This window comes from Streptomyces sp. NPDC018045, assembly GCF_044327445.1.
In the GTDB taxonomy this organism is placed as follows: domain Bacteria; phylum Actinomycetota; class Actinomycetes; order Streptomycetales; family Streptomycetaceae; genus Streptomyces.
The window spans coordinates 46,351-67,817 of record NZ_JBIRFL010000010.1 but is presented as its reverse complement, the minus strand read 5'-3'; the positions used below and the strand labels follow the sequence as shown (position 1 = coordinate 67,817).

19 protein-coding genes and 1 pseudogene are annotated in these 21,467 nt (G+C 71.7%); 9 read left to right on the top strand and 11 right to left on the bottom strand.

Annotated elements, in window-relative coordinates:
* Positions 1-248 precede the first annotated feature (248 nt).
* Positions 249-599, bottom strand: a complete 351-nt coding sequence (locus ACH4EB_RS22955; protein ID WP_398349421.1) for a hypothetical protein — start codon at positions 597-599, stop codon at positions 249-251.
* A gap of 457 nt (positions 600-1,056) precedes the next feature.
* The gene (locus ACH4EB_RS22950) at positions 1,057-2,022 is read right to left on the bottom strand and encodes an NAD(P)-dependent alcohol dehydrogenase (RefSeq protein ID WP_398349420.1); all 966 of its coding nucleotides are present in this window, start codon (positions 2,020-2,022) and stop codon (positions 1,057-1,059) included.
* A 100-nt stretch (positions 2,023-2,122) separates the two neighbouring features.
* On the opposite strand from ACH4EB_RS22950, the gene ACH4EB_RS22945 reads away from it, so the two are divergent.
* The 5 genes from ACH4EB_RS22945 (at position 2,123) to ACH4EB_RS22925 (ending at position 7,113) form a co-directional block, all read left to right on the top strand.
* Positions 2,123-2,806, top strand: a complete 684-nt coding sequence (locus ACH4EB_RS22945) for a TetR/AcrR family transcriptional regulator (RefSeq protein ID WP_398349419.1) — start codon at positions 2,123-2,125, stop codon at positions 2,804-2,806.
* Positions 2,807-3,113: 307 nt separating this feature from the next.
* Positions 3,114-3,794 carry an alpha/beta fold hydrolase gene (locus tag ACH4EB_RS22940; protein WP_398349418.1) on the top strand — a complete coding sequence of 227 codons (681 nt, stop codon included), beginning with the start codon at positions 3,114-3,116 and terminating at the stop codon, positions 3,792-3,794.
* Positions 3,791-4,294: a hypothetical protein gene (locus tag ACH4EB_RS22935; protein ID WP_398349417.1), complete on the top strand. Its 504-nt coding sequence runs from the start codon at positions 3,791-3,793 to the stop codon at positions 4,292-4,294. Before ACH4EB_RS22940 ends, ACH4EB_RS22935 begins: the two co-directional genes overlap by 4 nt.
* 531 nt (positions 4,295-4,825) lie before the next feature.
* Entirely contained in the window at positions 4,826-5,260 is a 435-nt protein-coding gene (locus tag ACH4EB_RS22930; RefSeq protein WP_398349416.1) for a hypothetical protein, read from the top strand.
* A gap of 1,382 nt (positions 5,261-6,642) precedes the next feature.
* A complete protein-coding gene (locus ACH4EB_RS22925) occupies positions 6,643-7,113 on the top strand; it encodes an ArsI/CadI family heavy metal resistance metalloenzyme (protein ID WP_398349415.1) in 471 nt (156 codons plus the stop codon).
* Between the two features lie 195 nt (positions 7,114-7,308).
* Here the strand turns inward: ACH4EB_RS22925 and ACH4EB_RS22920 are convergent, their stop codons facing one another.
* The 8 genes from ACH4EB_RS22920 to ACH4EB_RS22885 all read right to left on the bottom strand — a co-directional run bounded on the left by ACH4EB_RS22920 (position 7,309) and on the right by ACH4EB_RS22885 (position 16,006).
* On the bottom strand, positions 7,309-7,824 hold the full coding sequence (locus ACH4EB_RS22920) for a 2,4'-dihydroxyacetophenone dioxygenase family protein (protein WP_398349414.1): 516 nt from the start codon (positions 7,822-7,824) through the stop codon (positions 7,309-7,311).
* Between the two features lie 278 nt (positions 7,825-8,102).
* Positions 8,103-8,756 carry a fumarylacetoacetate hydrolase family protein gene (locus ACH4EB_RS22915; RefSeq protein WP_398349413.1) on the bottom strand — a complete coding sequence of 218 codons (654 nt, stop codon included), beginning with the start codon at positions 8,754-8,756 and terminating at the stop codon, positions 8,103-8,105.
* Between the two features lie 242 nt (positions 8,757-8,998).
* The gene (locus ACH4EB_RS22910) at positions 8,999-10,192 is read right to left on the bottom strand and encodes an enolase C-terminal domain-like protein (RefSeq protein WP_398349412.1); all 1,194 of its coding nucleotides are present in this window, start codon (positions 10,190-10,192) and stop codon (positions 8,999-9,001) included.
* Entirely contained in the window at positions 10,189-11,136 is a 948-nt protein-coding gene (locus tag ACH4EB_RS22905; RefSeq protein ID WP_398349411.1) for an alpha/beta hydrolase, read from the bottom strand. The genes ACH4EB_RS22910 and ACH4EB_RS22905 overlap by 4 nt, the downstream gene beginning before the upstream one ends.
* A gap of 37 nt (positions 11,137-11,173) precedes the next feature.
* Positions 11,174-12,874, bottom strand: a complete 1,701-nt coding sequence (locus tag ACH4EB_RS22900; RefSeq protein ID WP_398349410.1) for a GH3 auxin-responsive promoter family protein — start codon at positions 12,872-12,874, stop codon at positions 11,174-11,176.
* A 210-nt stretch (positions 12,875-13,084) separates the two neighbouring features.
* Positions 13,085-14,029 (bottom strand): NAD(P)-dependent oxidoreductase, encoded by a 945-nt coding sequence (locus tag ACH4EB_RS22895; protein WP_398349409.1) that lies wholly within the window; start codon positions 14,027-14,029, stop codon positions 13,085-13,087.
* A gap of 42 nt (positions 14,030-14,071) precedes the next feature.
* On the bottom strand, positions 14,072-14,839 hold the full coding sequence (locus ACH4EB_RS22890) for a class I SAM-dependent methyltransferase (protein ID WP_398349408.1): 768 nt from the start codon (positions 14,837-14,839) through the stop codon (positions 14,072-14,074).
* Positions 14,840-15,169: 330 nt separating this feature from the next.
* Positions 15,170-16,006: a helix-turn-helix transcriptional regulator gene (locus ACH4EB_RS22885; protein ID WP_398349407.1), complete on the bottom strand. Its 837-nt coding sequence runs from the start codon at positions 16,004-16,006 to the stop codon at positions 15,170-15,172.
* A 212-nt stretch (positions 16,007-16,218) separates the two neighbouring features.
* Between ACH4EB_RS22885 and ACH4EB_RS22880 the strand changes: the two genes are divergently transcribed.
* Both ACH4EB_RS22880 and ACH4EB_RS22875 read left to right on the top strand, forming a co-directional pair.
* Positions 16,219-17,667, top strand: coding sequence for an MFS transporter (locus tag ACH4EB_RS22880; RefSeq protein WP_398349406.1), 1,449 nt, complete (start codon positions 16,219-16,221; stop codon positions 17,665-17,667).
* A gap of 298 nt (positions 17,668-17,965) precedes the next feature.
* Positions 17,966-18,730, top strand: a pseudogene (locus tag ACH4EB_RS22875) (catalase-related domain-containing protein); the annotation flags it as partial.
* Between the two features lie 130 nt (positions 18,731-18,860).
* Here the strand turns inward: ACH4EB_RS22875 and ACH4EB_RS22870 are convergent.
* A complete protein-coding gene (locus ACH4EB_RS22870; protein WP_398349405.1) occupies positions 18,861-19,601 on the bottom strand; it encodes a class I SAM-dependent methyltransferase in 741 nt (246 codons plus the stop codon).
* Between the two features lie 421 nt (positions 19,602-20,022).
* Between ACH4EB_RS22870 and ACH4EB_RS22865 the strand changes: the two genes are divergently transcribed.
* Positions 20,023-20,814: an MBL fold metallo-hydrolase gene (locus ACH4EB_RS22865; RefSeq protein ID WP_398349404.1), complete on the top strand. Its 792-nt coding sequence runs from the start codon at positions 20,023-20,025 to the stop codon at positions 20,812-20,814.
* A gap of 44 nt (positions 20,815-20,858) precedes the next feature.
* Positions 20,859-21,455 carry a TetR/AcrR family transcriptional regulator gene (locus ACH4EB_RS22860; protein ID WP_398349403.1) on the top strand — a complete coding sequence of 199 codons (597 nt, stop codon included), beginning with the start codon at positions 20,859-20,861 and terminating at the stop codon, positions 21,453-21,455.
* Positions 21,456-21,467 lie beyond the last annotated feature (12 nt).

Here is a 21,467-nt window from a genome sequence, read left to right as displayed (position 1 = left end):
GTGGAGTTCCGGTCGGGCTGCATGGCGGGGTGGCTGAGCGCGGCGGCGACGATGAGGCGGCCAGCGACCAGCGGCCTGCGGTCCCTGCCCTTGCCAGGCGAGTACGAGTCGACTGGGCGGCGATCGGCCCGCAGGGTGAACCGCCGCATGCGTCGGGCTTCGGGCCTTCACGGTTCGCCCCGCCGCTCACGCCGCGGTGGCGTGAGCGGCGGGGCGAACCCGGCCGAAGATCGTGGCCTCGGTAACGGTTATGGCACGAGTACGACGGAGTTGATCGGCGTCATGTTGTACGGCGCGGATTCGCCCACACCGCGCATCACGTCGGAGCAGCCACCACCGCCGTTGTAGCCGTAGCAGAACCGGAATCCGGCTCCGCCCGTCTGATTGTTGACGATCACCCGGTTGCCGGTGACGTTCGACAGGTTGTGGGCGCCGTAGCTGTAGAAGATGTTCTTGCTCAGGATGCTGCCGTTCGTCTCGCGGATGCAGACCGCTCCGGACGGACAGGGCGTCGCCGCAGCGGCGCTGGGAGCCGTACTGAGCCCGAGAACCCCCAAGGCGAGAGACAGGCCTGCGACGGATACACCGAACTTGCGCAATTTTCCCCCTATGACGTGATGTCCCGGGGCGGGGCATCTCGTGTCCGAAAGTATCCCGTGTCAACGAGGGGCACCAGAGCGTCTGTACAAGTTGTCGGTGTTCTGTCTGTGCTCTGGAAGCTGGCGAGGTTCAAGGGGCGGACGCGTTTTCAGGAATGAGAAGAGAGTGCGGGGCTGGCCGGCGGAGGGCCGCCGACGGGCGGGGAGGCGCCCTGGGGCGCGGCCCCGAAGCGCTACTTTGCCGTCGGGAAGGATGTTCGGCCACTTCGAGCAGGGTGTTCAGCGGTGACCGTACGGGCCTCCCGCGCCAGTCTCCGGTACAGGCCGCCGGGGCCACCGGCCGTCGGGCCTGCCGACCACCGGGCCTACCGGACCATCGCGCCGAAACGGCCGCGCGGTGATCTTTCGCAGTCAGCGGGTGGCTACCCGTGGCGCAGGCCCTGCTGTCGGAGCAGCCTCAGTCGACCCGGACCACGTACTTGCCCCGCACGCCGCCCGCCTCCAGCGCCCGGTGTGCCGCTGCTGTTTCCTCCAGGGGGAAGACCGTGTCCACCGCCGGCCGCAATGTGCCCTCCGTCGCGTGGCGGGCGAGGTCGTCGAAGAGCGCTCGTTGGGGATCGCCGCTGAAGAAGCGCACCCGGCCGCGACCGTGTACGGCGCTGGCCGCGATGTAGCCCAGCGAAGCAGCGGGCCGCGTCAGGTCGAAGGCGATGGTGACCATGCGTCCGCCGGGCTTCAGCAGCCGCCGGAAGGTGCGCAGGCCGGTGCCTGCCGTGTCGAGGACGACATCGAACCGGCCCAGTTCCGCCGGGGGAACGGTCCGGTGGTCGACGGCGTGGTGGGCGCCGAGCGTGCGGACGAAGTCGAGGTTGGCGGCGCGTGCCAGGGCTGTGACCTCGGCGCCGTACGCCTGCCCGAGCTGCACGGCGGCATTGCCGACGCCTCCTGCTGCGCCCCGTACGAGCAACCGGTCACCGGGGCGCAGCGCGGCCTTGTCGCGGAGGGCCGTGATAGCCGTGGTGGCCACCGGCAGCGCGGCGGCGGCCACGAGGTTCAGTCCGTCCGGGACCCGGCCGAGCCGCTCGGGTCGTACCGTCACGTACTCGGCGGCGCTGCCGAAACCGGAGACGCGGCCCACGATGCCCCACACCCGGTCGCCGACCGCCACGCCGGTCGCGCCGGTGCCGACTGCGGCGACCTCGCCGGTGAAATCCAGCCCGATGCGCTGCGGGAACCTCCGGCCGGTGAGGAGGCGGACCTGACCGGAACGGGCGGCCAGTTCGCCGCCGTTCACGCTGAACGCACGTACGCGCACGAGGACCTCGCCCGGTGCCGGCCCGGGGCGCGGCACCCGGCCCACGTACAGCACGTCGGGGCCGCCGAAGCGGTCGAACAGAACGGCTTTCATCGTACGGTCGTCCATCGTTCTCGCCTTCGCTGCCAGCGGTTGTGCGGGGGCCTGGGCGCCGAGCGTAGGCTGCCAAGTGGACGAGGGCGTCCACTTGAGCCGGAGGTGAGAGACAGTGGCGGGGGAATCCTCTCGGATCGCGGGTCCGGACGGGCTGCGGGCGGACGCCCGGCGCAACCGGCGACGCATCCTCAAGGCTGCCCGCGAGGTCTTCGCCGAGCACGGCATCGACGCGCCCATGGCGACCGTGGCCCGCCGGGCGGGGGTCGGCGTGGCGACGCTGTACCGGCGCTTCCCGACCAGGGAAGCCCTGGTGCGGGCCGCGTTCGCGCAACAGATGGACACCTGTGCCCAGGCGCTCAGCGAGGCGCTGGCCGATCCCGACCCGTGGCGGGGATTCCGACGCCTGGTTGAAACGGTCTGCGCACTGCAACGGGAAGAACGGGGCTTCCCGGCCGCGTTCGTCGCGGCTTTCCCGGACAGCACGGGAGAACACGCGCGGGTACGGGAACGGGCCGAGCGGGACTTCATGACCCTGGTCCGCAGAGCGCAGGCGGCGGGCGCACTGCGAGCCGACTTCCACCCCTCCGACCTCGCCGTGGCGCTGTTGGCCCACTGCGGACTGGTCACCGCGCTGCCGGACGACCGCGCGGCGTCCCGGCGCCTGGTGGCGTACCTGCTCCAGTCATTCCGCGCCGAGGCGGCCCACGAGGCGCTGCCGGCGCCCAGCGCACTGTCGCTCCGCAGGCTTCCACTCGCGGCCGACGGCTCCCAGGGGCAGCGGCCCTCCGGGGCCTGATGCAAATCCGCCAGGGTGACCGGGACTCATGCTGCTGCCGTCAAGCTGCTTCTGGCTGCCCCGGTTCGGTACGGCGCTCTTTCAGGTGGTCCGGATACGGCTGGGCGACCAGGTGGGGGGTGAACGACGATGCCGTGGTTCCCGGGGCCGGAGTAGCGGCCGGTCGACAAAACCGCAGACCACCCAGCCTGTGCGTCGAGTGGAGCCGGGTTGTGCGGGAGGCGATGCTGGGCACGTGGATCACATGACTGACACCGGTTTCTTCACCCGCAGATACGGGCCTCCGCCACACGAGGACCGCCCAGCCATGATGCTCGTACACGGTCTCGGGCTCTCGGGACGTTACTTCGTGCCGCTCGCGCGTCGGCTGGCCGCGAGTGGGGCGAGCGTGGTGGTGCCGGACCTGCCGGGCAACGCGCGTTCGCGGGCCGCCGCGCACCGCGCACCCGATGTCGGACAGCTCGCCGATGCCCTGGCCTGCCTGCACCAGCGACTGTCCTTGGGCCCGAGTGTGATGGTGGCCAACTCGGTCGGCTGCCAGGTGGCCGCTTCCCTGGCCGCCCGCCACCCCCATCTGGTGAGCCACCTGGTGCTGGTCGGCCCGGCGCTCGAACCGGGGATCTCCGGTTGGCGCCAGTTCGTACGGCTCGTCGCGGACGCCCCCGGAGAGCCCCTCAGCCTGCTTCCTCTGGCCGCGTTCGACTACCTGGTGACCGGCCCCCTGCGCTGCGCCGCCTCCTTTCAGCACTCGCTGCGGGACGCGGCCGAGTCATTCGAGGCCAACCTGTCCCAGGTCCGCGCGCCCACGCTCGTCGTACGGGGAGCGGGTGACACCATCGCTTCCGGCACATGGATTCGGCGCGTGGCAGCCCTGGTCGCCGCTGGGCGCGCGCAGGACATCCCGGGCGCGGCCCACGCGGCCCACTACAGCGCGCCGGACGCCATGGCCGCACTGATCGAGAAGTTCACGGTGGGAGAGTCCGGATGAAGTCTTCGAAGACGTCCGGCCACGCACCGCTCGGGCACGCCAAGCGTCCCTCGCTCTGGCTGCGCCTGCTGCCAGGCATCTCACCGAAGCGCCGGGGCTTCGTCCTGGCTTGGTGGGGGTTCGCCCTCACCTTCGGCGGGATGCGCCTGCTCACCTGGCTCATCCACATCGACGTGGCGGGGGTCGGCGACGTGCAGGCCGGCGGGGTGCACATTCATCACTACGTGTGGGGGATCCTGTTGCTCGCGGTGGTGGGTGCGGCGAGCCTGGCCGAACGCTCGGCGCGGGCACGCGCCTGGATAGGGCTGTCCTACGGGGTGGGCCTGGCTCTCGTCGTCGACGAGGCGGCGCTGCTGATCAGCCTGGAAGACGTGTACTGGGATACGGAAGGCGGAGTCAGCATCGCCCTGGCCATCGCCGTGATCGCCATCGTCGGCAGCGTCCTCGCGGTCACGCGCGGGCGGCGTGCCTCCAGAGAGGATCCGGACGACGATGGCTGAGGCCCGCGAGAAATGACACGGACAGCCGCACCGGGCCCGGTACGACTGTCCGGTACTCGGTGGGCCGACGGTCTCGGGCTCTGGCGGATCGCGCCGCTCACCGCCTATCGGAGCGGCCGCCAGCGGTCCGCGGGCTTGGCCCTGGCCCATGGGGGCGTCGAGGCTCGCAGAAGCCCGCGCAGTCGGTCCACCAGGTGGGCGTACGTGGTGAACACGGCCGCCGGCGCGGACTTCGCCCATGGGGCGGACTGGATCAGGTGGGTGGTGCGCGCTCCCAGCCCGTTCGGTATCGGGGTGGCGTGGTGACAGCCGGACAGAGGCATCGGTGGAGGCCGTGCGATCCCGTAAAGCCCCTGTAGGCGGGGATTACGTAACGCGCTACGTAGACCGCGTCCGAACGGCGTGGGGAAGCCGTACTCGCGCGTAGCGTCGAAGACGTCCGCCGAGAACACCTCTGAGCGGGACCAGCTCAGAATTCGAAGGCGCCGACATGCGGTGGACGCCACAGGGAAAGCCATGGAAAGGAAGCCCATGACCAGGACGATGAAGACCGAGACGAGGATGCTGAGCCGGCGGCGCGTGGCCGTGACCGGTGCGTTGGGGCTGACCTCACTGGCGCTTGCCGCCGTGCCCGCACACGCCAAGGGCACCGTGGACCTGTCGGCGCCGCGAACTGCGGCTGTCGGCAAGACTTTCGCAGTATCCGCGCACGGGAACGACGATGCCGCCTCCTACCTGCGGATATGCCTGGAAGACCGCAGCGGCGGGCAGGCGTGGCACCAGGTGGCCTGCGGCGCCACGGTCTCCAGGGAGGACGGCACGGACGCGCAGGCCGCGACCCGTGTGAAGGGCGCACAGCGCGGCCCGCTGCGATTCCGAGCGGTGGCGTACGGGCTGACCAGCCCGCTCGACCAGCACCCCGTACGGTGGCGGACATCGGACGTGGCGACAGTACAGATTCGCTGATAACGGCCACCGTTCCAGGCCGCGTTGAATGCACTCAACCAGACCGTCCCGGTTGGCGAGAACGCCTTCGAGGGGTGCCTTTCGGCGCCGGCCGGGACCAATCCGTGTACGGGAGCCGAAAGGTTTCAGGGGGCTGGCCGGGGGCCGGTCTCCGGGCCCACCAACCCCGGCCGGACTGGTGCGGCTGGGGATTGGCTGCCCCGAACACCGCGCAGACAACCCGGCCTTGACACTGACGCAGCGGCAACTTGAACGATCACGCCGTACAGGAACACAGCGATCGCTTCAGGAGGAATCCAACATGCTGCGTGGTAAGGGCATCCACTACGACACGGCGCCTCTCCCAACGGCGACACCTCGCGCCCCGTCTTCGATCCTCATGACGTAGTACGCCTCCTGCCCCCTCGACGGCGTGGACTGGACCCCGTTTGATGTCGTGGGTCTGGACGCCTTCCGCAGCGCGCGCAACGCCGCCACCTACTGCGCCGACCCGCGCAGGGAACGCGCCCACGGCAAGCCTGTCGCCATCATGGAGGCAGGCTGTTGCACCTATCCGGGGGGGGCGGGTGACCACGGTGGCGTCGGCTGGTACGTGGCCAAGGGGGCGATGGTACAGGACCGACTGACCGGCTCGGAGTCCCGGTCGCCGGTGACGGCGTCGGCGTCGGAGGCCGGGGGTGAGCCGAGGCGTAGGACCGTACGCCGATGGACGGCCTCGGGCGCAGCGGTGAACGTGGTCCCGCGCAGCCCCTGGGGTCGGCCGCGGCCCCATTGGCCCGCCGCTGTTCGACGGTCCCGGGGCGGAAGTGCAGGTTGCCGACCCCTCCGGAGCCGTGCCGGCCCAACGGCTTGGTGAAGTCGGGCTTCATCTTGGTCATGCGTCCCTCAAGAACTGGTGCATGTACCCCGGATCGTTCTTGGCGTGAGCCAGCCAGATGTTCACCGGCCAGGGGGCCATAGCCGAACGACGCCTCCGCTTCATGCAGGGTGCCGTGCCCGGCATGCTGAGGCGACACCCAGCGTTCCTGGACGCCGTTCCCGGCACGCTGGACAGTCACCTGCGGCATGACGTGAGGCGCCGGGGCCTGGTTGCCGGCCAACATCGAGGACACGGCCGCATTCCCCGCCATACGTCGGAGTTCGACCACCGTCGCGGCACCGGGACTGGCGAGCGTTCTCCCGACTTCCGTCCGGAGTGCACCCCGAACTCGGTCGCCTGGCCTTCAGCCAGCGGGACGGTCATAAGCCCCGGGCGGCAGGCTTCGGTCCGCCCGAGCACTTCCCACCCTGTTTCGACATCCTTCTATGTTGACGAACGTCAATCCAGGGCGCAAGATGGCTGTATCGAAGCATGTCGATGCAACGGGATCAGGGAGGACGTCATGTCCCGTGTCCAGCTCGCCCTCAACGTCGCCGACCTGGAAGCGTCGGTGGTGTTCTACTCCAAGCTCTTCGGAGTCGAACCGGCCAAGCGCCGCCCGGGCTACGCCAACTTCGCCATCGCCGAGCCCCCACTGAAGCTCGTCCTCATCGAGGGGGAGGCAGGCCAGGAGACCCGGCTGGACCACCTCGGCGTCGAGGTCGCCTCCACCGACCAGGTCGCTGCGGCCGCCGACCGCCTCAAGAACGCGGGACTGGCGACCTTCGAGGAGAACGACACCTCCTGCTGCTACGCCCTGCAGGACAAGGTCTGGGTGACCGGTCCCGGCAAGGAGCCCTGGGAGGTCTACGTCGTCAAGGCTGACGCCGACCAGGCGGGCAGGAGCCCCGTCCTGGACGGTGACGCCTGCTGCATCAGCGACCCCGCGGCCGCCGAGCCTGCCCAGGCTGCTGCTGGTTGTGCCTGCGAGTAGGAGGGCGAGAGGGCCTGGCCGTCATGGCCGCATCCGCCCCATGCCCGCCCCGCGCCCGAGCGCCCCCCGAGTTCACGCCCACTGAGTTCCGGAGTGTCGGACTCTTCAAGCCCAAGCCCAAGCCCAAGCCCAGCCCAGGTCGAAGGCGCGGTCGCGGTCGCGGTCGGAACGGGCGCCCTGCCTCCAGGGCTGGGCTCACAGATAGAGCGCCCGGTTGATCGGGATCCCCTGCTCCTGGCAGCCCCGCTCGTAGTGGTCGATGAACCAGAAGACGTCAATCACCTCGGTCACCCTGTCCTGCTCGTCGAGGAACTCCACCGGCCCGTTCAGCCAGAAGACGGTCTTCATGCCCTCGTCGGAGGTCAGGGTGTGGGTGCGGCCCGGGCTTTCCCGGATGAAGTCACCCACTCGGCCGACCCAGTCGTACTCCAGGTAGCGCCAACTGCCGTCGAGTACATAGCCGGAGACCGGGCCGCGGTGGCGGTGGCGGCCCAGGGTCCCGCCGGCCTGCACCCACAGGACGTTCGCGGCCGAGCTGCCGCGGACGTCGAACGTCAGATGCTTGATCATCACCTGTGGGGCGAAGGGGAGCCATGGTGAGGCCGCCTCTGCGACATGGCCTTCGGGGAGGGCGTACTGGTCCCGGCGCCGGTCGATCCGCGCTTCGATCGCGGCCAGGCTGTCCGTACTCGGATTCGAGCTGATCGTCATGGCTGAAGGTCCTTCCTGCCTGCGCGCCGGGGCGTACTTCCACGCCTCCCCATGCTCGACTCCTCACCGCCGGCGCAACAGTGACTTCCAGGACTGCCCGCAGCCGAGGGCGAACGCGGCGACCCGCACCGGCCGGCCTCCGACTGCCACCACCTCGACCTCGACCCCGCCGCCTACGACTTCTACGCGGCCGGGGCGGGTGGACGGGACCAGCCTCGCCGAGGCGCCCGGAGTCTGGCGCACCTGACGCCTGTTGCCCCACTCGGGGCGCTGCCCCGTCAGGGGCACCCTTGCGTGCGCGGGCCGGTGGCGGCGACAACGGGGTTGTGGAGGGTGCCGATACCGTCGATGTCGATGGCGACGGAATCCCCGGCGGCGAGTGCGCCGCTGCCCGCGGGGGTGCCGGTCAGGAGGACATCGCCGGGGAGCAGGGTCATCAGCCGGCTCACCTCGGCGACGAGTGTGGCCGTGCCGCGGGTCAGGTGGGCGGTGCTTCCCTTCTGGCGTACCTCACCGTTGACGCGGGTGGTGATGCCGGCTGCCGTCGGGTCGAGGTCCGTGCTGATCCAGGGGCCGAGCGGGCAGAACGTGTCCATGCCCTTGGCCTTCGTCCACTGGCCGCCGTCGGTTCCGATGTCCCAGGCCGTCACATCGTTGGCGCAGGTGTGGCCGAGGACGTGGTCGGCCGCGTTCGCGGTCTCCACCGACCGGCAGGTACGGCCGATGACGACGGCCAGCTCTCCTTCGTAACGCACGTCGTCGGAGAGTGTGGGGAGCACGATCGGATCGTTCGGGCCGATGACCGACGTGGGGGGCTTGAGGTGGATCAGCAGGTTTCCGGGGGCCTCCGCCCGGCCGCCGTAGTTGCGGCCGATGACGACGATCTTGCCGGGGTTCACCGGTGGCAGGAGCCTGGCTTCCGTGAGGGGCACGCTCTCCTCCACGGGCGTCAGTGGCAGGCCGGGGAAGACGGCATCGCCTACCCCGCCCGCCGGCCTCGAACCCGATTCCGGTTCCGGCCCCTTCAGGCCCGCCGGTCCCGCCGGACCTGCCAGGTCTGCCAGAGCTTCCACGCCCGCCGAACCCTCCGGGCCCCTGAGGAGCCTGACCACGCCTAGCCGCCGATCCACCACCCCGTATCGCGGCCCCTGCGCCGTCATCAGTCGTGCGAGGTTCATCGGACTCCTTGGGGTTCTGGTCGGCTGTCGCTGACATGGGCGGCCAGGGCCTCGGCGGGGCGCAGCCCGTGGCCGGGGCCCGGTGGCGGGGGAGCGCTGTGCCGCTCCCGGTCGACCGTGTACGGCGGATCGGTGAGCGGGGTGGGGAACCACTCGTCCTGGCGGCCGCATTCGACGGCCACGACATCGGCAAGCCGTGCCGCCAGCGTTCGGCCCACCGACCACAGCGGCCCGATCTCACCGACCTGGACGCCGAGTTGGACGCGCAGGCCGAGTTCACGGGCGCGTACGGCCATCCGCAGGGCGGGCAGCAGACCACCGCACTTCGAGATGCGGATGTTGACCAGCGAGGCGGCGGCGGTGGCGGCCGCCCACTCCACGTCGGTGGTGTCCATCGCCGACTCGTCGAGCATCACCGGCATCCCGCCGTCCTGGATGCGGCGCAGGGCGGCCCAGTGCCGCGGGGCGGTGGGTTCCTCGATCCAGTCGGCCCCGGCACGCTCGCGCAGCAGCCGCGCGCCCCGCTCGGCGGTGCCGGGGTCCCAGCCCCCGTTGACGTCCACGGACAGCCGCACCGCGGAGCCCAGCAGGCCACGCACCTGGAGTGCTCGCTCGGCGGTTTCCTCGGGGCTGTCCAGCGCCTTGAGCTTCACATGGGCGAGGCGTCCGCGGATGGCCGGCGGCAGTGCCTCCAACTGCTCGGCGGGGGTACGGCTGAGGTCCACCACCTCGCTCACCGTACGGGGGCGGTCGGTGGACGTGAGCACGCCTTCCGCCCAGGGACAGGCATCCAGGACGGCCGACATCGGCTGCCCGTGCCGTCGGCAGAGCGCGTCGAGGAGTGCGGTCTCCAGCGCGGCTGCGGCGGCCGGCATCGGCCGCGGGCCGCCCAGCAGCCGGGGGAGGTCGAGCGAGGCCAGCACGGCCACGGCACGGCTGAAGTCCTCCACCGCCAGGAGCGGGCCGAGCACGTCCGGATCGAGGGCGCGCAGGGCCTGGACCGCGCTGTCGGTCGTCTCCCCGGTCACGTAGGGGCGGGGAGCACCCTCCCCCCAGCCCGAGACCCCGTCCAGGCGCAGGGTGAGCAGCACCGACCGGCTACGGGTGTGGGCGTGCCGGGCGTGGGCGAAGGGCCGGTGCAGGGGGACCTGTGCGGACCGGGCGCCGACGATGTCGAGCGGATGGCTCACCGTGAGCCCCCTGGGCGGGTGGTGGCCGGTGTGCCGGAGCAGGCCGGGGCCGTGGCGTCCATGGCTGCGCCGGCTCCCGTATCCGTGGCCACAGCGGCGAGCCAGTTCCAGAACAGGTCCCGTACCGGGGAGAACTCCAGGTAATGGCGGTCGGTGTCGAAGTGGGTGTCGACGGCGTGCGGACACACGCGGGCGAGCACCGACCGCGCGGTGTCCAGGTCGATGATGGCGTCCCGCGCCGGCCGGACGAAGTGCGCCGGGGCCGGCGGCGTGCCGTATTCCTCGGGGGCGCCCTCGGTGTACAGGAGTTCCAGCTCGGCCATGACGGCGCGGCAGCCGTCCGTGACCTGGCGCAGCATGCCGTGGTCGTTCGCCATGAAGGCGAGGTAGCGCTGTTCGCCGGTGTAGTCCTCGTCCTTCAGGGCGATCGGGGAACGGTGGTGGCCGTGCAGCGCGCGGAGGCGCTGTACCCCGTCGTGTCCATGGCGGGCCCGCTGCTGGCCGAGCGCCGGGGCGCAGAAGACCACGCCGTCCGGGCGGATCCGGCCGGTGGTGAGCAGGGCGGCCAGCAGGCTGCCGCCGAAGCTCTGGCCGACCGCGGTGACCGGGAAGCCACCGGGGTGCCGGGTCCGGACGGTCCGGAAGTGCGCGGCGTAGTCGTCCAGCACCGCGCCGGCGGAGGGCAGATGGCCGCGGGGCCCGCCGCTGGCCCCGGAACCGCGCCGGTCCGGGGCGTACACGGCGATCTGCCGGCGGGCCAGTTCGGGCCCGGTCTCGAAGAGCCAGCCGGCGTGGCTCTGCAGACCGTGTACGTAGAAGACGGCCGCCTTGGGGGCCTCGGGTATCCACTGGTGCAGGGCGAGCGGGGTGCCGTCCGCCGCGGTGACCGTCTCGACGCGGTGTACCGCTGCCGGGTGTTCTTCGCTGATCACGGTGGCTGTCATCTTTCCGCAGGGGGGAGGGGGGTCCGCAGGGGGAGGGTCAGGCGTACAGCGGCAGTCCGAGGTCGTCGATCACGGTCAGCAGGGTGTCGTCCCGCTGGATCCAGTGATGCTTGATCTGCATGGCCGCCGCGCCCTGTCGGCGCTGTGCCTCGGCGATGGCGAGAAAGCTCTTCGGCGCCAGCGGGAGCAGCCGCAGCGGGCGCAGGCGGTCGCTGCGCCGCTTCTCGGCGTATTCCGGGTTGCATCTCTGGAGCGCGGCCTCGGCCGCGGCGGTGAAGTCGGCGCGCTCGGCCGCGCTCCGCCGTGGGTCCCACTCCATGGCCAGGACGTATCCGGGCGGGGTGCCCCAGGAGGGCACGCAGGTGAACAGGGGAAGGCTCCCCGGAAAGCGGGCGCAGGCGGCCCGTACGGCCTCGTAGACGTGGGACTCGGTGAGCTTCTCGCCGGTGAAGGAGCTGCCGAAGCCGGCCCGCCCGGTGAACTCCAGGCGCGGCAGGGCGCCGACCCGGCCGAGGACGGTGTAGACGTCTCCGACGTCGTAGCGGTAGAGCCCGTTGGCCTGGCTCATGACGAGCCGGTACGAGTGGCCGGTCTCCAGCTCCCGCGGGTCCAGGGTCTCGGCGGCGGGGTCCAGCGGCCCGCCGTCGTCGTCCTCGCGGCACGGTACGAACTCGAAGATCCCTTGGTCGGCGGCGAGCGGACCGGCTGAGGGGTGGTCGTCCACCGGAATGGTGACGATGCCCTCGGTGCCGGTCGTGCTGAACGGCAGTTTGCGGATGCCGGGTGTGACGTCGTCCAGCCAGTCGCGGTACAGGCCGGCGGAGGCGGAGTTCCAGCAGACGACGACGGACAGCCGGGGCCACAGGTCGGTCAGGCGCAGCCCGCCGGGGCGGCGTGAGAGCGTCCGTTCGAGCTGCCGGGCGAGTGCGGGGTCGGCGGTGACGCCGCCGGCCGGGCGGCCGCAGACGGTGCCGCGGCCCACCTCGTCCAGCAGCTCGGGGCCGCGCAGCGCGAGCTGTTCGGCGAGGCCCACGATCTTCGAGGGGTTGAGGGTGACGGCCAGGCGGATGTCGGCCCCGGCGAGCAGGCGCAGTTTGCGGTACAGGCTGTCGGCGTACTCCTCCTCGTCGTCCCCGCGCAGCCAGGGCGCGTCGTACCAGGGCGGTACCCAGTCCTCCGGGCCGACCGCGGCCGGGCGGCGGGAGATGCTGTAGACGGGGAAGCCGTGCAGGCTACGGGAGGCGGGGGTGCGTTCCCAGGAGAGGTCGAGGATGTGCTCGGCGGTCAGGTACCCGGCGCCGATCTGCTCGAAGTACAGGCCCCACTGGGCGTACAGACCGCGGCCCCGGTAGCGCTCCCGCCAGTGCCGGGTGGTGGGCACGTACTTGGGGCGCCCGCTGGAGCCGGAGGTCTTCAGGAACGCGTACGGCGCGCTGCGCGTGAGGACCTGGGCCTCGCCCGCCAGTTGCCGCTCGACGTACGGGCGGAAGCCCTCGTACGCGCGGATCGGGAGGGCCTGCTTCCACTCGGCGAGGGTGGCGACGGAGCCCAGGCCGTGCTCGCGCCCGAACGAGGTGCTGCGGGCCTGGTCGAAGAGGTCCTGGAGCACCAGCTCGCTCGTCGGGGCGGGGGAGCGGCACAGCTCCCGCTGACGGTGCAGGGCGCGCAGGGTGCGGGCGGTGAAGTCCTCGGTGCGGGCGTTCTGCGGTGACGTGGGCGAAGTAGTGGGAATGAGCATCCGGAAAACCCCCTTTTTCTCCGGTGCGGCCGGCCGTTCGGCCGTGGGCCGCAGCGCAGTGACGGACGTGCGGTTGAGGTGTCGACGGGTGGGTGCTGGGTGGCTGGGGTGCCGTGCGATTCGGGTGCCGGCGAAGCGCCGTACGGTTGCGGCGCTCGGCGTGACGTGACACGTGCCCGACGGCCCGCGTGCGGGCGCGCGAGCCGGGTGTCAGACGATCCGCCGGACCTGCCCGCCACCGGTGTCTCCCGACGTGGCGAAGGCGATGGCGGCGGCCAGGAAGCGCTGGACGGCGTCATCGGTCATCCACGCCATGTGCGGTGTCGCCAGGGAGTTCGGGTGGTGGCGCAGGAGGTCCGCGGCAGGAAGCGGTTCGAGGTCGAAGACGTCCAGCGCCACCCCGCCCAGCAGCCCGGCGGCAAGGCGCCGGCGCAGCTCGGTCATGTCGATCAGCGCGGCGCGGGCGGTGTTGACCAGCAGGGTCCGGGGGCCGAGCAGGGCGAGCCGGCGCCCGTCGAGGATCTCCCGGTTCCCCGGCGCGGCCCGCAGGTGCAGACTCACCGCGTCCACCCTGGCCAGCAGGGTGTCGAGAGGCATGAGGGTGACGCCGGCCGCGCGGGCGGTGTCCTCGTCCAGGGACGGTGACCAGGCCGCGACCCGCATGCCGATGCCCTGTGCCAGGCGGGCCACCCGGGAGCCGATCCGCCCCCAGCCGACGATGCCCAGCAGTCGGCCGGACAGCTCACGGCCGGCGGTCGGCTGCCAGCCGGACGCGGTGCCGACGGCCGTCGGCACCCGGTGGGCCAGCATCAGCAGCAGGGTCAGCGTGAACTCCGCCACGGAGTCGGCGGCCAGTCCGGGCGTGTCGTGGACCGCGATGCCGGCGGACCGGGCGGCGTCCGTGTCGACCGCCCCGGCGGCCGGGCCCGCCACCACGACCTGCTGCGGCCGTTCCGCCAGCAGGGCGCCGGTGTCCAGCGGCCGGCCGTGGAAGAAGTGGAGCACGGTACGGGCCCCACGGATCCGCTCGGCGAACCGGGACGGTGTGGTGTACGGATCGGTGAAGATCTCGATCGCGTCACCGCCAGGGCAGCGCCGGACGAGTTCGGCCAACTGCGGATATCCCTGGCAGGTGGGCAGGACGAGGCGTCCCACGGTTGTTTCCTCCCCCGTAATGAGCCGGTGTGGCGAGTCCGGTCAGCGCGTGGCGAGACGGACCCGGCAGGTCCACCACCACGTCGACCCGTCGGTCATCCGGCGCTCCGCGACCTCCCGCAGCCGGGTGAGGCCGAGCGTGTCCTCGCTGACGCCTTCCTCCAGCAGCGCGATCACACCGCCCTGGCTCGCCGCGAAGTCGACGAAGCGGGCGGCGCCGCCGGTCTCCTTCATGTGCAGGCACACCTCGTTGACGTGCCGGAACAGACCGCTCTCCCGCAGGCGTGCCACATGCTCGCTCTTGGGGGCGAAACCGGGGCGCAGCCCGCGCTCGGCCTCCAGCGCGGTGTGCACCGCCTCGAACTCCCGGTATGCCGCGTCGACCGCCGGGTCGACCGCGGGCGGCCAGTCGAAGTCGAAGGCGGCCAGCACGGCGCCGGGCCGCATGATGCGGGCGATCTCGGGGAAGGCCAGGGCGGCGTCGAACCAGTGCAGGGCGTGGCTCACCGTCACGATGTCCGCGCAGCCGTCCGGCAGCCCGGTCTCCTCGGCGGTGCCGTCGACGACGTGGATGCCGCGACGGGCCGCGACGGCCCGCATCTCGGCGGAGGGTTCCACCCCGGTCACCTCGGGCCAGATGGTGGCGGAGAGGCCGGTGCCGCAGCCGATGTCGACCACGGCCGGATCCGTGACCCCGGACCACTGGCGGAGCAGGTCCGCGAGTTCCTCGGGGGGCCGGGGGCGGACGCGGTCGTAGAATTCCGCGAACTTGCTGAAACGGGCCGCAGATTCAGGAATGGAATTCGCCATGGCCATGACGCTAACACAGGCGCCGGATGGCGCCCGAGTGACAAACGGCATAGTTAAAACTTCGTCAACTCGCGGCTTTGTCGGGCGCGTCGGCAGGGGTGTTCGTTTCCGCTTCAATCTCCATTGTGGCAGGTCAGAGCGGTCTCAGGGGTGATGGATGGGCGGCTGTGGCGAAATGCTCAGCGGGATTCACGCGGCGACCCTGGGGCATTCGGGCGGAATGGGCGCAGGGCGAACGGGCGCCGTAACGTGGGGCGCTGAAATTGTTGGCAGGAAGGTGGCCAACCGGTGATTTGACGATTTCTTTGTCGTCTTCTTTGTCGTCGTCGATCAGGCCGACAGGCGGAGCAATGCCTCGTAATCCGGAGTTTCCGGCGGAGCCTGATAGACCACCAGCCGCTGACCTTCGCTGCGGGCCACGTCGAAGGCCTCGTACGTCAGTGTCATCCGGCCCGCGTCCGGGTGGCGGTACACCTTGCGCCCGTTGGTACGTGCTCGGACGTCGTAGCGCTGCCACAGGGCGGCGAACTCGTCGCTGCACCGGGTGAGCTCGTCGACGATGCCGCAGATGTCCGGCGCGCCCGGATGCACCACCACCGCGGCGCGCAGGTGGGCGACCACCCCGTGGGCCACGTCGTCCCAATCGGCGTACAGCTCCCGGGCGAAGGGGTGCACAAAGGCGTAGCGCGCGGTGTTGCGCTCCCGCTCGGGCCAGTCCTCGATGCCGGGGAAGAGGCGCAGCGCGCCCCGGTTGGCCGCCAGCAGGTCGCTGGACCGGCTCAGTACGCAGGCCGGGTGGGGGTGCGCGATGTCGAGCATGCGCAGGACCTCCTGCCGCACGGTGCGCGACGCCCCGCCCGGCCGCGCCCCGGCGGACGGCGCCGCCGCCCGGCCCCGTCCCAGCTCCGCGAGATGGCGGCGCTCGTCGTCGGTCAGCTTGAGTACCCGCCCGATCGCCTCCAGGACCGCGGGACTCGGCCGCTGCTGCTTGCCCTGCTCCAGGCGCCGGTAGTACTCGATGCTGACGCCGGCGAGGATCGCGACCTCCTCGCGCCGCAGGCCGGCCGTGCGCCGGCGCCCCGCCGACGGCGGCAGTCCCGCCTCCTGCGGCGCGACGCGGCTCCGTCGGCTCCGCAGGAAGTCGCCCAGCTCCGTTCTGTTCCCCACCGCATCGTTCCCTGTCGGCACGTTCCTCACAGATGCAGTATGCATTCACCGGGTCGGGCAAGGGGGGCCCTGCCAGGGCCCCCCTGACAGGGCCTCCCTGCCGCGGGGATCCACGGGCAGGCTGAGCACACCGCAGCGATCTGCGCGCCGCGGACTCGGAACATGACAGGGGCGGCGCGGAGGCCCACGAAGAAAGGACGGTGGGCCCGGCTGTGTCCATCCGGAACGAACTCACCCGCCGGGACCGGACTCTTGTCCTGGCGGTCTGTTGCACGAGCGTGTTCCTCGGCAACCTCAACAACACGGTGCTCAATGTGGCGCTGCCCGCCATGCAGCGCGACCTGCACAGTCCGCTCTCGGGTCTCCAGTGGACCACCGACGCCTACCTGATCGTGCTGGCCGCCTTGCTGATGCTCGCCGGTTCCGCGGGGGACCGGCTCGGCCGTCGGCGGGTCTTCCAGGCCGGCCTGGCCCTGTTCACCCTCGGGTCGCTGCTGTGCGGCCTGGCGCCCGGCCTGGGCTGGCTCGTCGCCTTCCGCGTCGTCCAGGCGATCGGCGCCTCGATGCTCAACCCGGTGGCCATGTCCATCATCACCAACACCTTCGCCGAACCGCGCGAACGCGCCCGGGCGATCGGCGTGTGGGGCGCCGTGATGGGCGTGGCGATGGCCGTGGGCCCGATGGTGGGCGGAGTGCTCGTCCAGGGCATCGGCTGGCGGTCCATCTTCTGGCTCAACCTGCCGATCGGACTGGCGGCCCTCGTCTGCGCCGCACGCTTCGTACCGGAGTCCCGCGCCCCCCGGCCCCGCCGCGTCGACCCCGTCGGACAGGTCCTGGTCACCGTGCTGCTGGGCTGCCTGACCTACGCCATCATCGAGGGCCCCAGTACCGGATGGACCGCCCCGCGCACCCTCGGCTGCGCACTGGCCGCGCCGGTCGCGCTCCTCGCCCTGATCCACTACGAACGCCGCCGCTCCGAACCGCTGGTGGATCTGCGGGTCTTCCGCAGCGCCGCGTTCAGCGGGGCGAGCGTCATGGCGGTGTGCTCCTTCTTCGTGCTCGGCGGCTTCCTCTTCCTCAACACGCTCTACCTGCAGAACGTGCGCGGACTCTCGGCCCTGGCCGCGGGCCTGTACCTCCTGCCCATGGCCGTCATGAACATCGTCACCTCACCGCTCTCCGGGCGGCTGACCGCCACCCGCGGCCCCCGGCTGCCGCTGCTGCTGGCCGGCGCCGCCACCACCGCCGGCGGCGGCCTGCTCGCCGTCGGCGGCGCGTTCACGACGGACGCGCTGCTCTTCACCGCGTACGTCCTGATCGGCATCGGCGTGGGCCTGGCCAACACGCCCGTCACCAACGCCGCCATGTCCGGCATGCCGAAGGAGCAGGCGGGGGTGGCCGCGGCGATCGTCTCCACCAGCCGCCAGTTCGGGCAGGCCCTGGGCGTCGCCGTGCTCGGCGCGGTCCTCACCGCCGGCCTGCACCACTCCGGTACGGCGTTCACCGAGGCGGTACGCCCGGGCTACTGGATCGTCACCGCCTGCGGCGTGGCCATCGTCGCCCTCACCCTGATCACCACACGTCGCGTCGCACCACCCTCCGGGACTCCCGTTCCCCCGCGGCAGCCGTCGACGCCCGAGGTGGCCGGACCGCGACGCTGAGGCGCTCGGGCCGGCCGACGACGCGCTCGATGGCCGGACGGGATGACGGCGCGCGGCGGCGTTGCGAGGTGGCGGTGTGGCGGCCGGTGCGAGCGGTTCGTGTCGCACGACTGGCCGTACGTAGGGGCATACCGCGCGCACGAGCGGAACGTATGGTGCGCTTTGTGGCAAAGGTTCACTTTTCCCTGGTGCGCTCAGTTTGGTCCGCTGATGACCTGTTTCGCTCCCTGTCACCGCGCGTCCCGGGCGGCCGGGTCGGGCACACCACCGGTCGGACCCGCCATCTCATGGGCCGCGCGCCCAGGCGCGCCGGTTCTGGCTCAGCATGACGCCGGTGGAGCGTGCGCACATCATCGGCGCGTACACCTTCGAGCTGGGCAAGTGCTACGAGCAGGCCGTCAAGGAACGGGGCCTGAAGGTCCTGGCGAACATCGACGCCGAACTGTGCGCACAGGTCGCGGCGGGCCTGGGGTTGCCGGCTCCCGAACCGACCGTGACGCCGGCTCCGGTGGCGCCCAGCCCGGCGCTGTCGCAGGTCGGCGCCGCCTGGCCGGTGGACGGCCGGATCGTCGGCATCGTCACCGACGCGGCCGACGACCTCGACGGCGTACGCGCGGTACGGCAGGCCGTGCTCGACGCGGGCATGGTTCCGCTCGTCATCGCCCCGTCCGGCGGCCGGCTCGGCTGCGGCGGCGGCGCCGTCACCGTGCAGCGGACGTACGTCACCGCCCGCTCCGTGGAGTTCGACGCCGTCCTGGTCGCCGGAGCACCCGGTGTCGGCAAGGACGCCCTCGGCGCCCGCGCTGCCAGGGCGGCCGCCGGGCCCGCCGGCGAGCAGGCCGCTGCCACCGCCCCGCGGGTCGGCCTCCTGGTGTCCGAAGCCTTCCGGCACGGCAAGGCCATCGGCGGCTGGGCAGGTGCCGACGCCGTCTTCGCGTCGGCCGGTGTCCCGGCCGACGCACCCGGCGTCGTGATCGGCGGCAGCGGCCCCGCCACCCTGGAGCGCGTCACGCAGCTCCTGGGCAGCCACCGGGTGTGGGAACGCTTCGACTCCGCGGTGTGAGGCTCCAGACCGACGGGTGACCGGAGCGGCTCCGGCCGGTCCCGGTCGCCGCGTGGGTTCGGGGGAACGGCGCGCCCGAGGGACGGTGAGCCGCGCCGCCGGGTCGGCCGCCGCGACGCCGGGGTGGGCGTCAGGCGCGGCAGCGCAGCATCTCCAGTGGGGGATTGGCGAGGAAGTCCGTCCAGAAGTCCGCACCGAACTCCCGCATGCCGGCGTCGGACACCTCCAACGGGACCCAGGTCACCGCGTGGAAGCCGGCCGCCCGCAGGCACTCCTCGTAGACCGCGCGGCGCGGGCAGGTGGCGACGAACGAGATCGGCGGGTCGAGCAGCGCGGTGATCCGCACGCGCGGCCCGGTCTCGGTCTCCTCGCCGGTCAGCTCGCTGAGGAAGCCGTACCTGCGCGGGGTCGGTCCGTCGAAGCGGTAGTCGGGTGTCTGCATGAGCAGGAAGAACTCGGCGCCGGGTGCCAGGTTCCGGTGTACGGTGCGGCACATCCGCTCCATGGCGGCGATGTCCTCCGCGTAGCCGAGGAGCTGGACGGCGGTGGCGACGTCGAAGCGCCGCCCCAGGGGGCGCAGTTCGGCCACATCGCCCACCTCGTAGCGCACGCCGAGGGGATCGCGTGCCTCCAACTTCCGGGCCGCGGCGACCATCTCGCCGGAGATGTCGATTCCGAGCACCTCCGTGGCGCCGCGCCGCTTGAACTCCCTGCTGTAGAAGCCGGTGCCGGAGGCCAGGTCGAGGACCGACTTGCCGCGCACGTCCCCGACCATGGCCAGGAAGCCGGGCACCTCGGCGTAGTGCGCCAGCGGAAGGGACTTGAAGCCCTCGAACGCCTCGCCGATCTCGTCATACTGCTGCACGCTCACGGTGCTGTTCCTTCCCGAGATTCGTCATGCCGGTGGGCCCGGCCCCCGCTCCGGAGCGCGTCGCGGCCCGTGGCGGGCAGTCTCCCCGCACTCCGGCAGACGGCCGTACTGGCAGAAGCCACGAAGATGCGGGGTTCGTCCTGGGGTCGCGTACAGGCGGGCGTACGGGTCGGCGTGGGCGACGGGCCGCCTCGGCGCGGCCTTGGGTGCGCTCTCCCGCCCGCCCCGCGTGCTCGGCCCGCTCGTCCGGCGGCGTACGGAAAAGCGCTTCTGTCGTCGGCCGGGTTGTGGCGAACTGGCCGCCCCCGGCCCCTAGAACGGCCATTCTGCTACGGTGAGAACAGCCGTTCTAAGAACGATGGTTCCAGCCCTCCGCCCGGCATGTCCGGGCCGGGCCGAACCGCGAGGCAAGGGAGACGCTGTGCGACTGCGACGTTTGGGATGGGCGGGCGCGGAACTCGAACACGACGGCCGGACGCTGGTCATCGACCTCATCGAGGACGCCTCGCCGCTGTACTCCGACCAGAAGTTCCCCGCCGCCTCCCGCCCCGGGGAGACCCTGGCGGCGCTGGTGACGCACCTGCATTCCGATCATGCCGACCCGGCGGCGATCCGCAGGGCGCTCGCCGCCGGCGCGCCCGTGTACCGGCCCGAGCCGGTCACCGGACCGGACGACGACCGCAAATGGACCTGTGGGGTGGAGGCCTCGTTCCGCGAGCACGGCGTCGCGAGCGAGGTCCTGCGGCCGTGGGAGGAGCGCGGCGCCGGCCCGTTCCGTATCGGGGCGGGGCCCTCGCTCGACGGTCTGGGGGATCCGCAGCTCTGCTGGGTCGTCGAGTGCGACGGGCTGCGCGTTTTCCACGGAGGGGACACCATCTTCCATGGCCACTGGTGGTCGATCGCGCGCCGGTTCGGGCCGGTGGACATCGCCTTCGTCCCCATCAATGGTGCGATAATCGAACTTTCCCACCTACAGCCGCCGAGCCCCTTCAACGCCGTCATGCTGCCGGAGGAGGCCGCGGTCGCGGCCCACATCCTGGGGGCCCGCATCGCGGTGCCCATTCATTACGGCACGCTGAACAAGCCGCCCCTCTACATCGAGGCCCCGCAGGCGGTCGAGCGTTTCGAGAGGCGCGCCAAGGAGCTGGGCATCACGCCTCTGGTCGTGCCGCACGGTGAGTGGTTCATCCCGGAGGCCGTGCCCGTACACTAGAACCAGCGTTCTAGTGGGGAAGGGGAGGTCCGGAGTTGACGGCGGTGGACTGTGACGAGGGGCGATCGCGCGTGCTGGCGGCCGCCGAAGAGCTGTACAGCCAATACGGCATCCACGCGGTGCGGATGACCCAGGTCCGGGACCGGGCGGAGGTCTCGCTCGCGCGGCTGTACAAGCTCTACCCCTCCAAGCACCACCTCGTGGCCGCCTATCTGCGGGCGCACGGGCAGCGCCGTCGTACGGAGCTGGCCGGGGCCGTCGAGCGGGCGGCCCCGGTGCCGGCCGGCTCGCGGGCACGCCTGCTCGCGGCGTTCGACCATATGCTGGAAACCCCCACCGAGCCCGGGTTCCGGGGGTGCCCCTTCGTCAACGCCTGGGCCGAACTGGGCGGTGATGACCACGAACGGCACCCGCTTGTGACCGAGGCGGTGCAGGAACACAAGACCCTGCTCCGCGACCACCTGACGGAGCTGGCCGCGGACTACGCCGACGCGCGTGGCGTCGGCGAACAGATCCACCTGCTGATCGAAGGGGCCATGGTGGCCTCCTCCATCCTGGGCGCGGACGCCGCCCGCCCGGCCCGCGACGGCGCCCGCGCGGTGCTCGCCGCGGCCGCGGCCGGCCCCGCGCGGGAGAAGTGAGCCGCGGCTTCC

Excerpts from the sequence above, each read along its gene's own strand:
- ACH4EB_RS22905 (WP_398349411.1), bottom strand. The coding sequence starts at position 11,136 with ATGACAGCCACCGTGATCAGCGAAGAACACCCGGCAGCGGTACACCGC.
- ACH4EB_RS22900 (WP_398349410.1), bottom strand. The coding sequence starts at position 12,874 with ATGCTCATTCCCACTACTTCGCCCACGTCACCGCAGAACGCCCGCACC.
- ACH4EB_RS22950 (WP_398349420.1), bottom strand. The coding sequence starts at position 2,022 with ATGGACGACCGTACGATGAAAGCCGTTCTGTTCGACCGCTTCGGCGGC.
- ACH4EB_RS22925 (WP_398349415.1), top strand. The coding sequence starts at position 6,643 with ATGTCCCGTGTCCAGCTCGCCCTCAACGTCGCCGACCTGGAAGCGTCG.
- ACH4EB_RS22930 (WP_398349416.1), top strand. The coding sequence starts at position 4,826 with ATGACCAGGACGATGAAGACCGAGACGAGGATGCTGAGCCGGCGGCGC.
- ACH4EB_RS22890 (WP_398349408.1), bottom strand. The coding sequence starts at position 14,839 with ATGGCGAATTCCATTCCTGAATCTGCGGCCCGTTTCAGCAAGTTCGCG.
- ACH4EB_RS22935 (WP_398349417.1), top strand. The coding sequence starts at position 3,791 with ATGAAGTCTTCGAAGACGTCCGGCCACGCACCGCTCGGGCACGCCAAG.
- ACH4EB_RS22940 (WP_398349418.1), top strand. The coding sequence starts at position 3,114 with ATGATGCTCGTACACGGTCTCGGGCTCTCGGGACGTTACTTCGTGCCG.
- ACH4EB_RS22920 (WP_398349414.1), bottom strand. The coding sequence starts at position 7,824 with ATGACGATCAGCTCGAATCCGAGTACGGACAGCCTGGCCGCGATCGAA.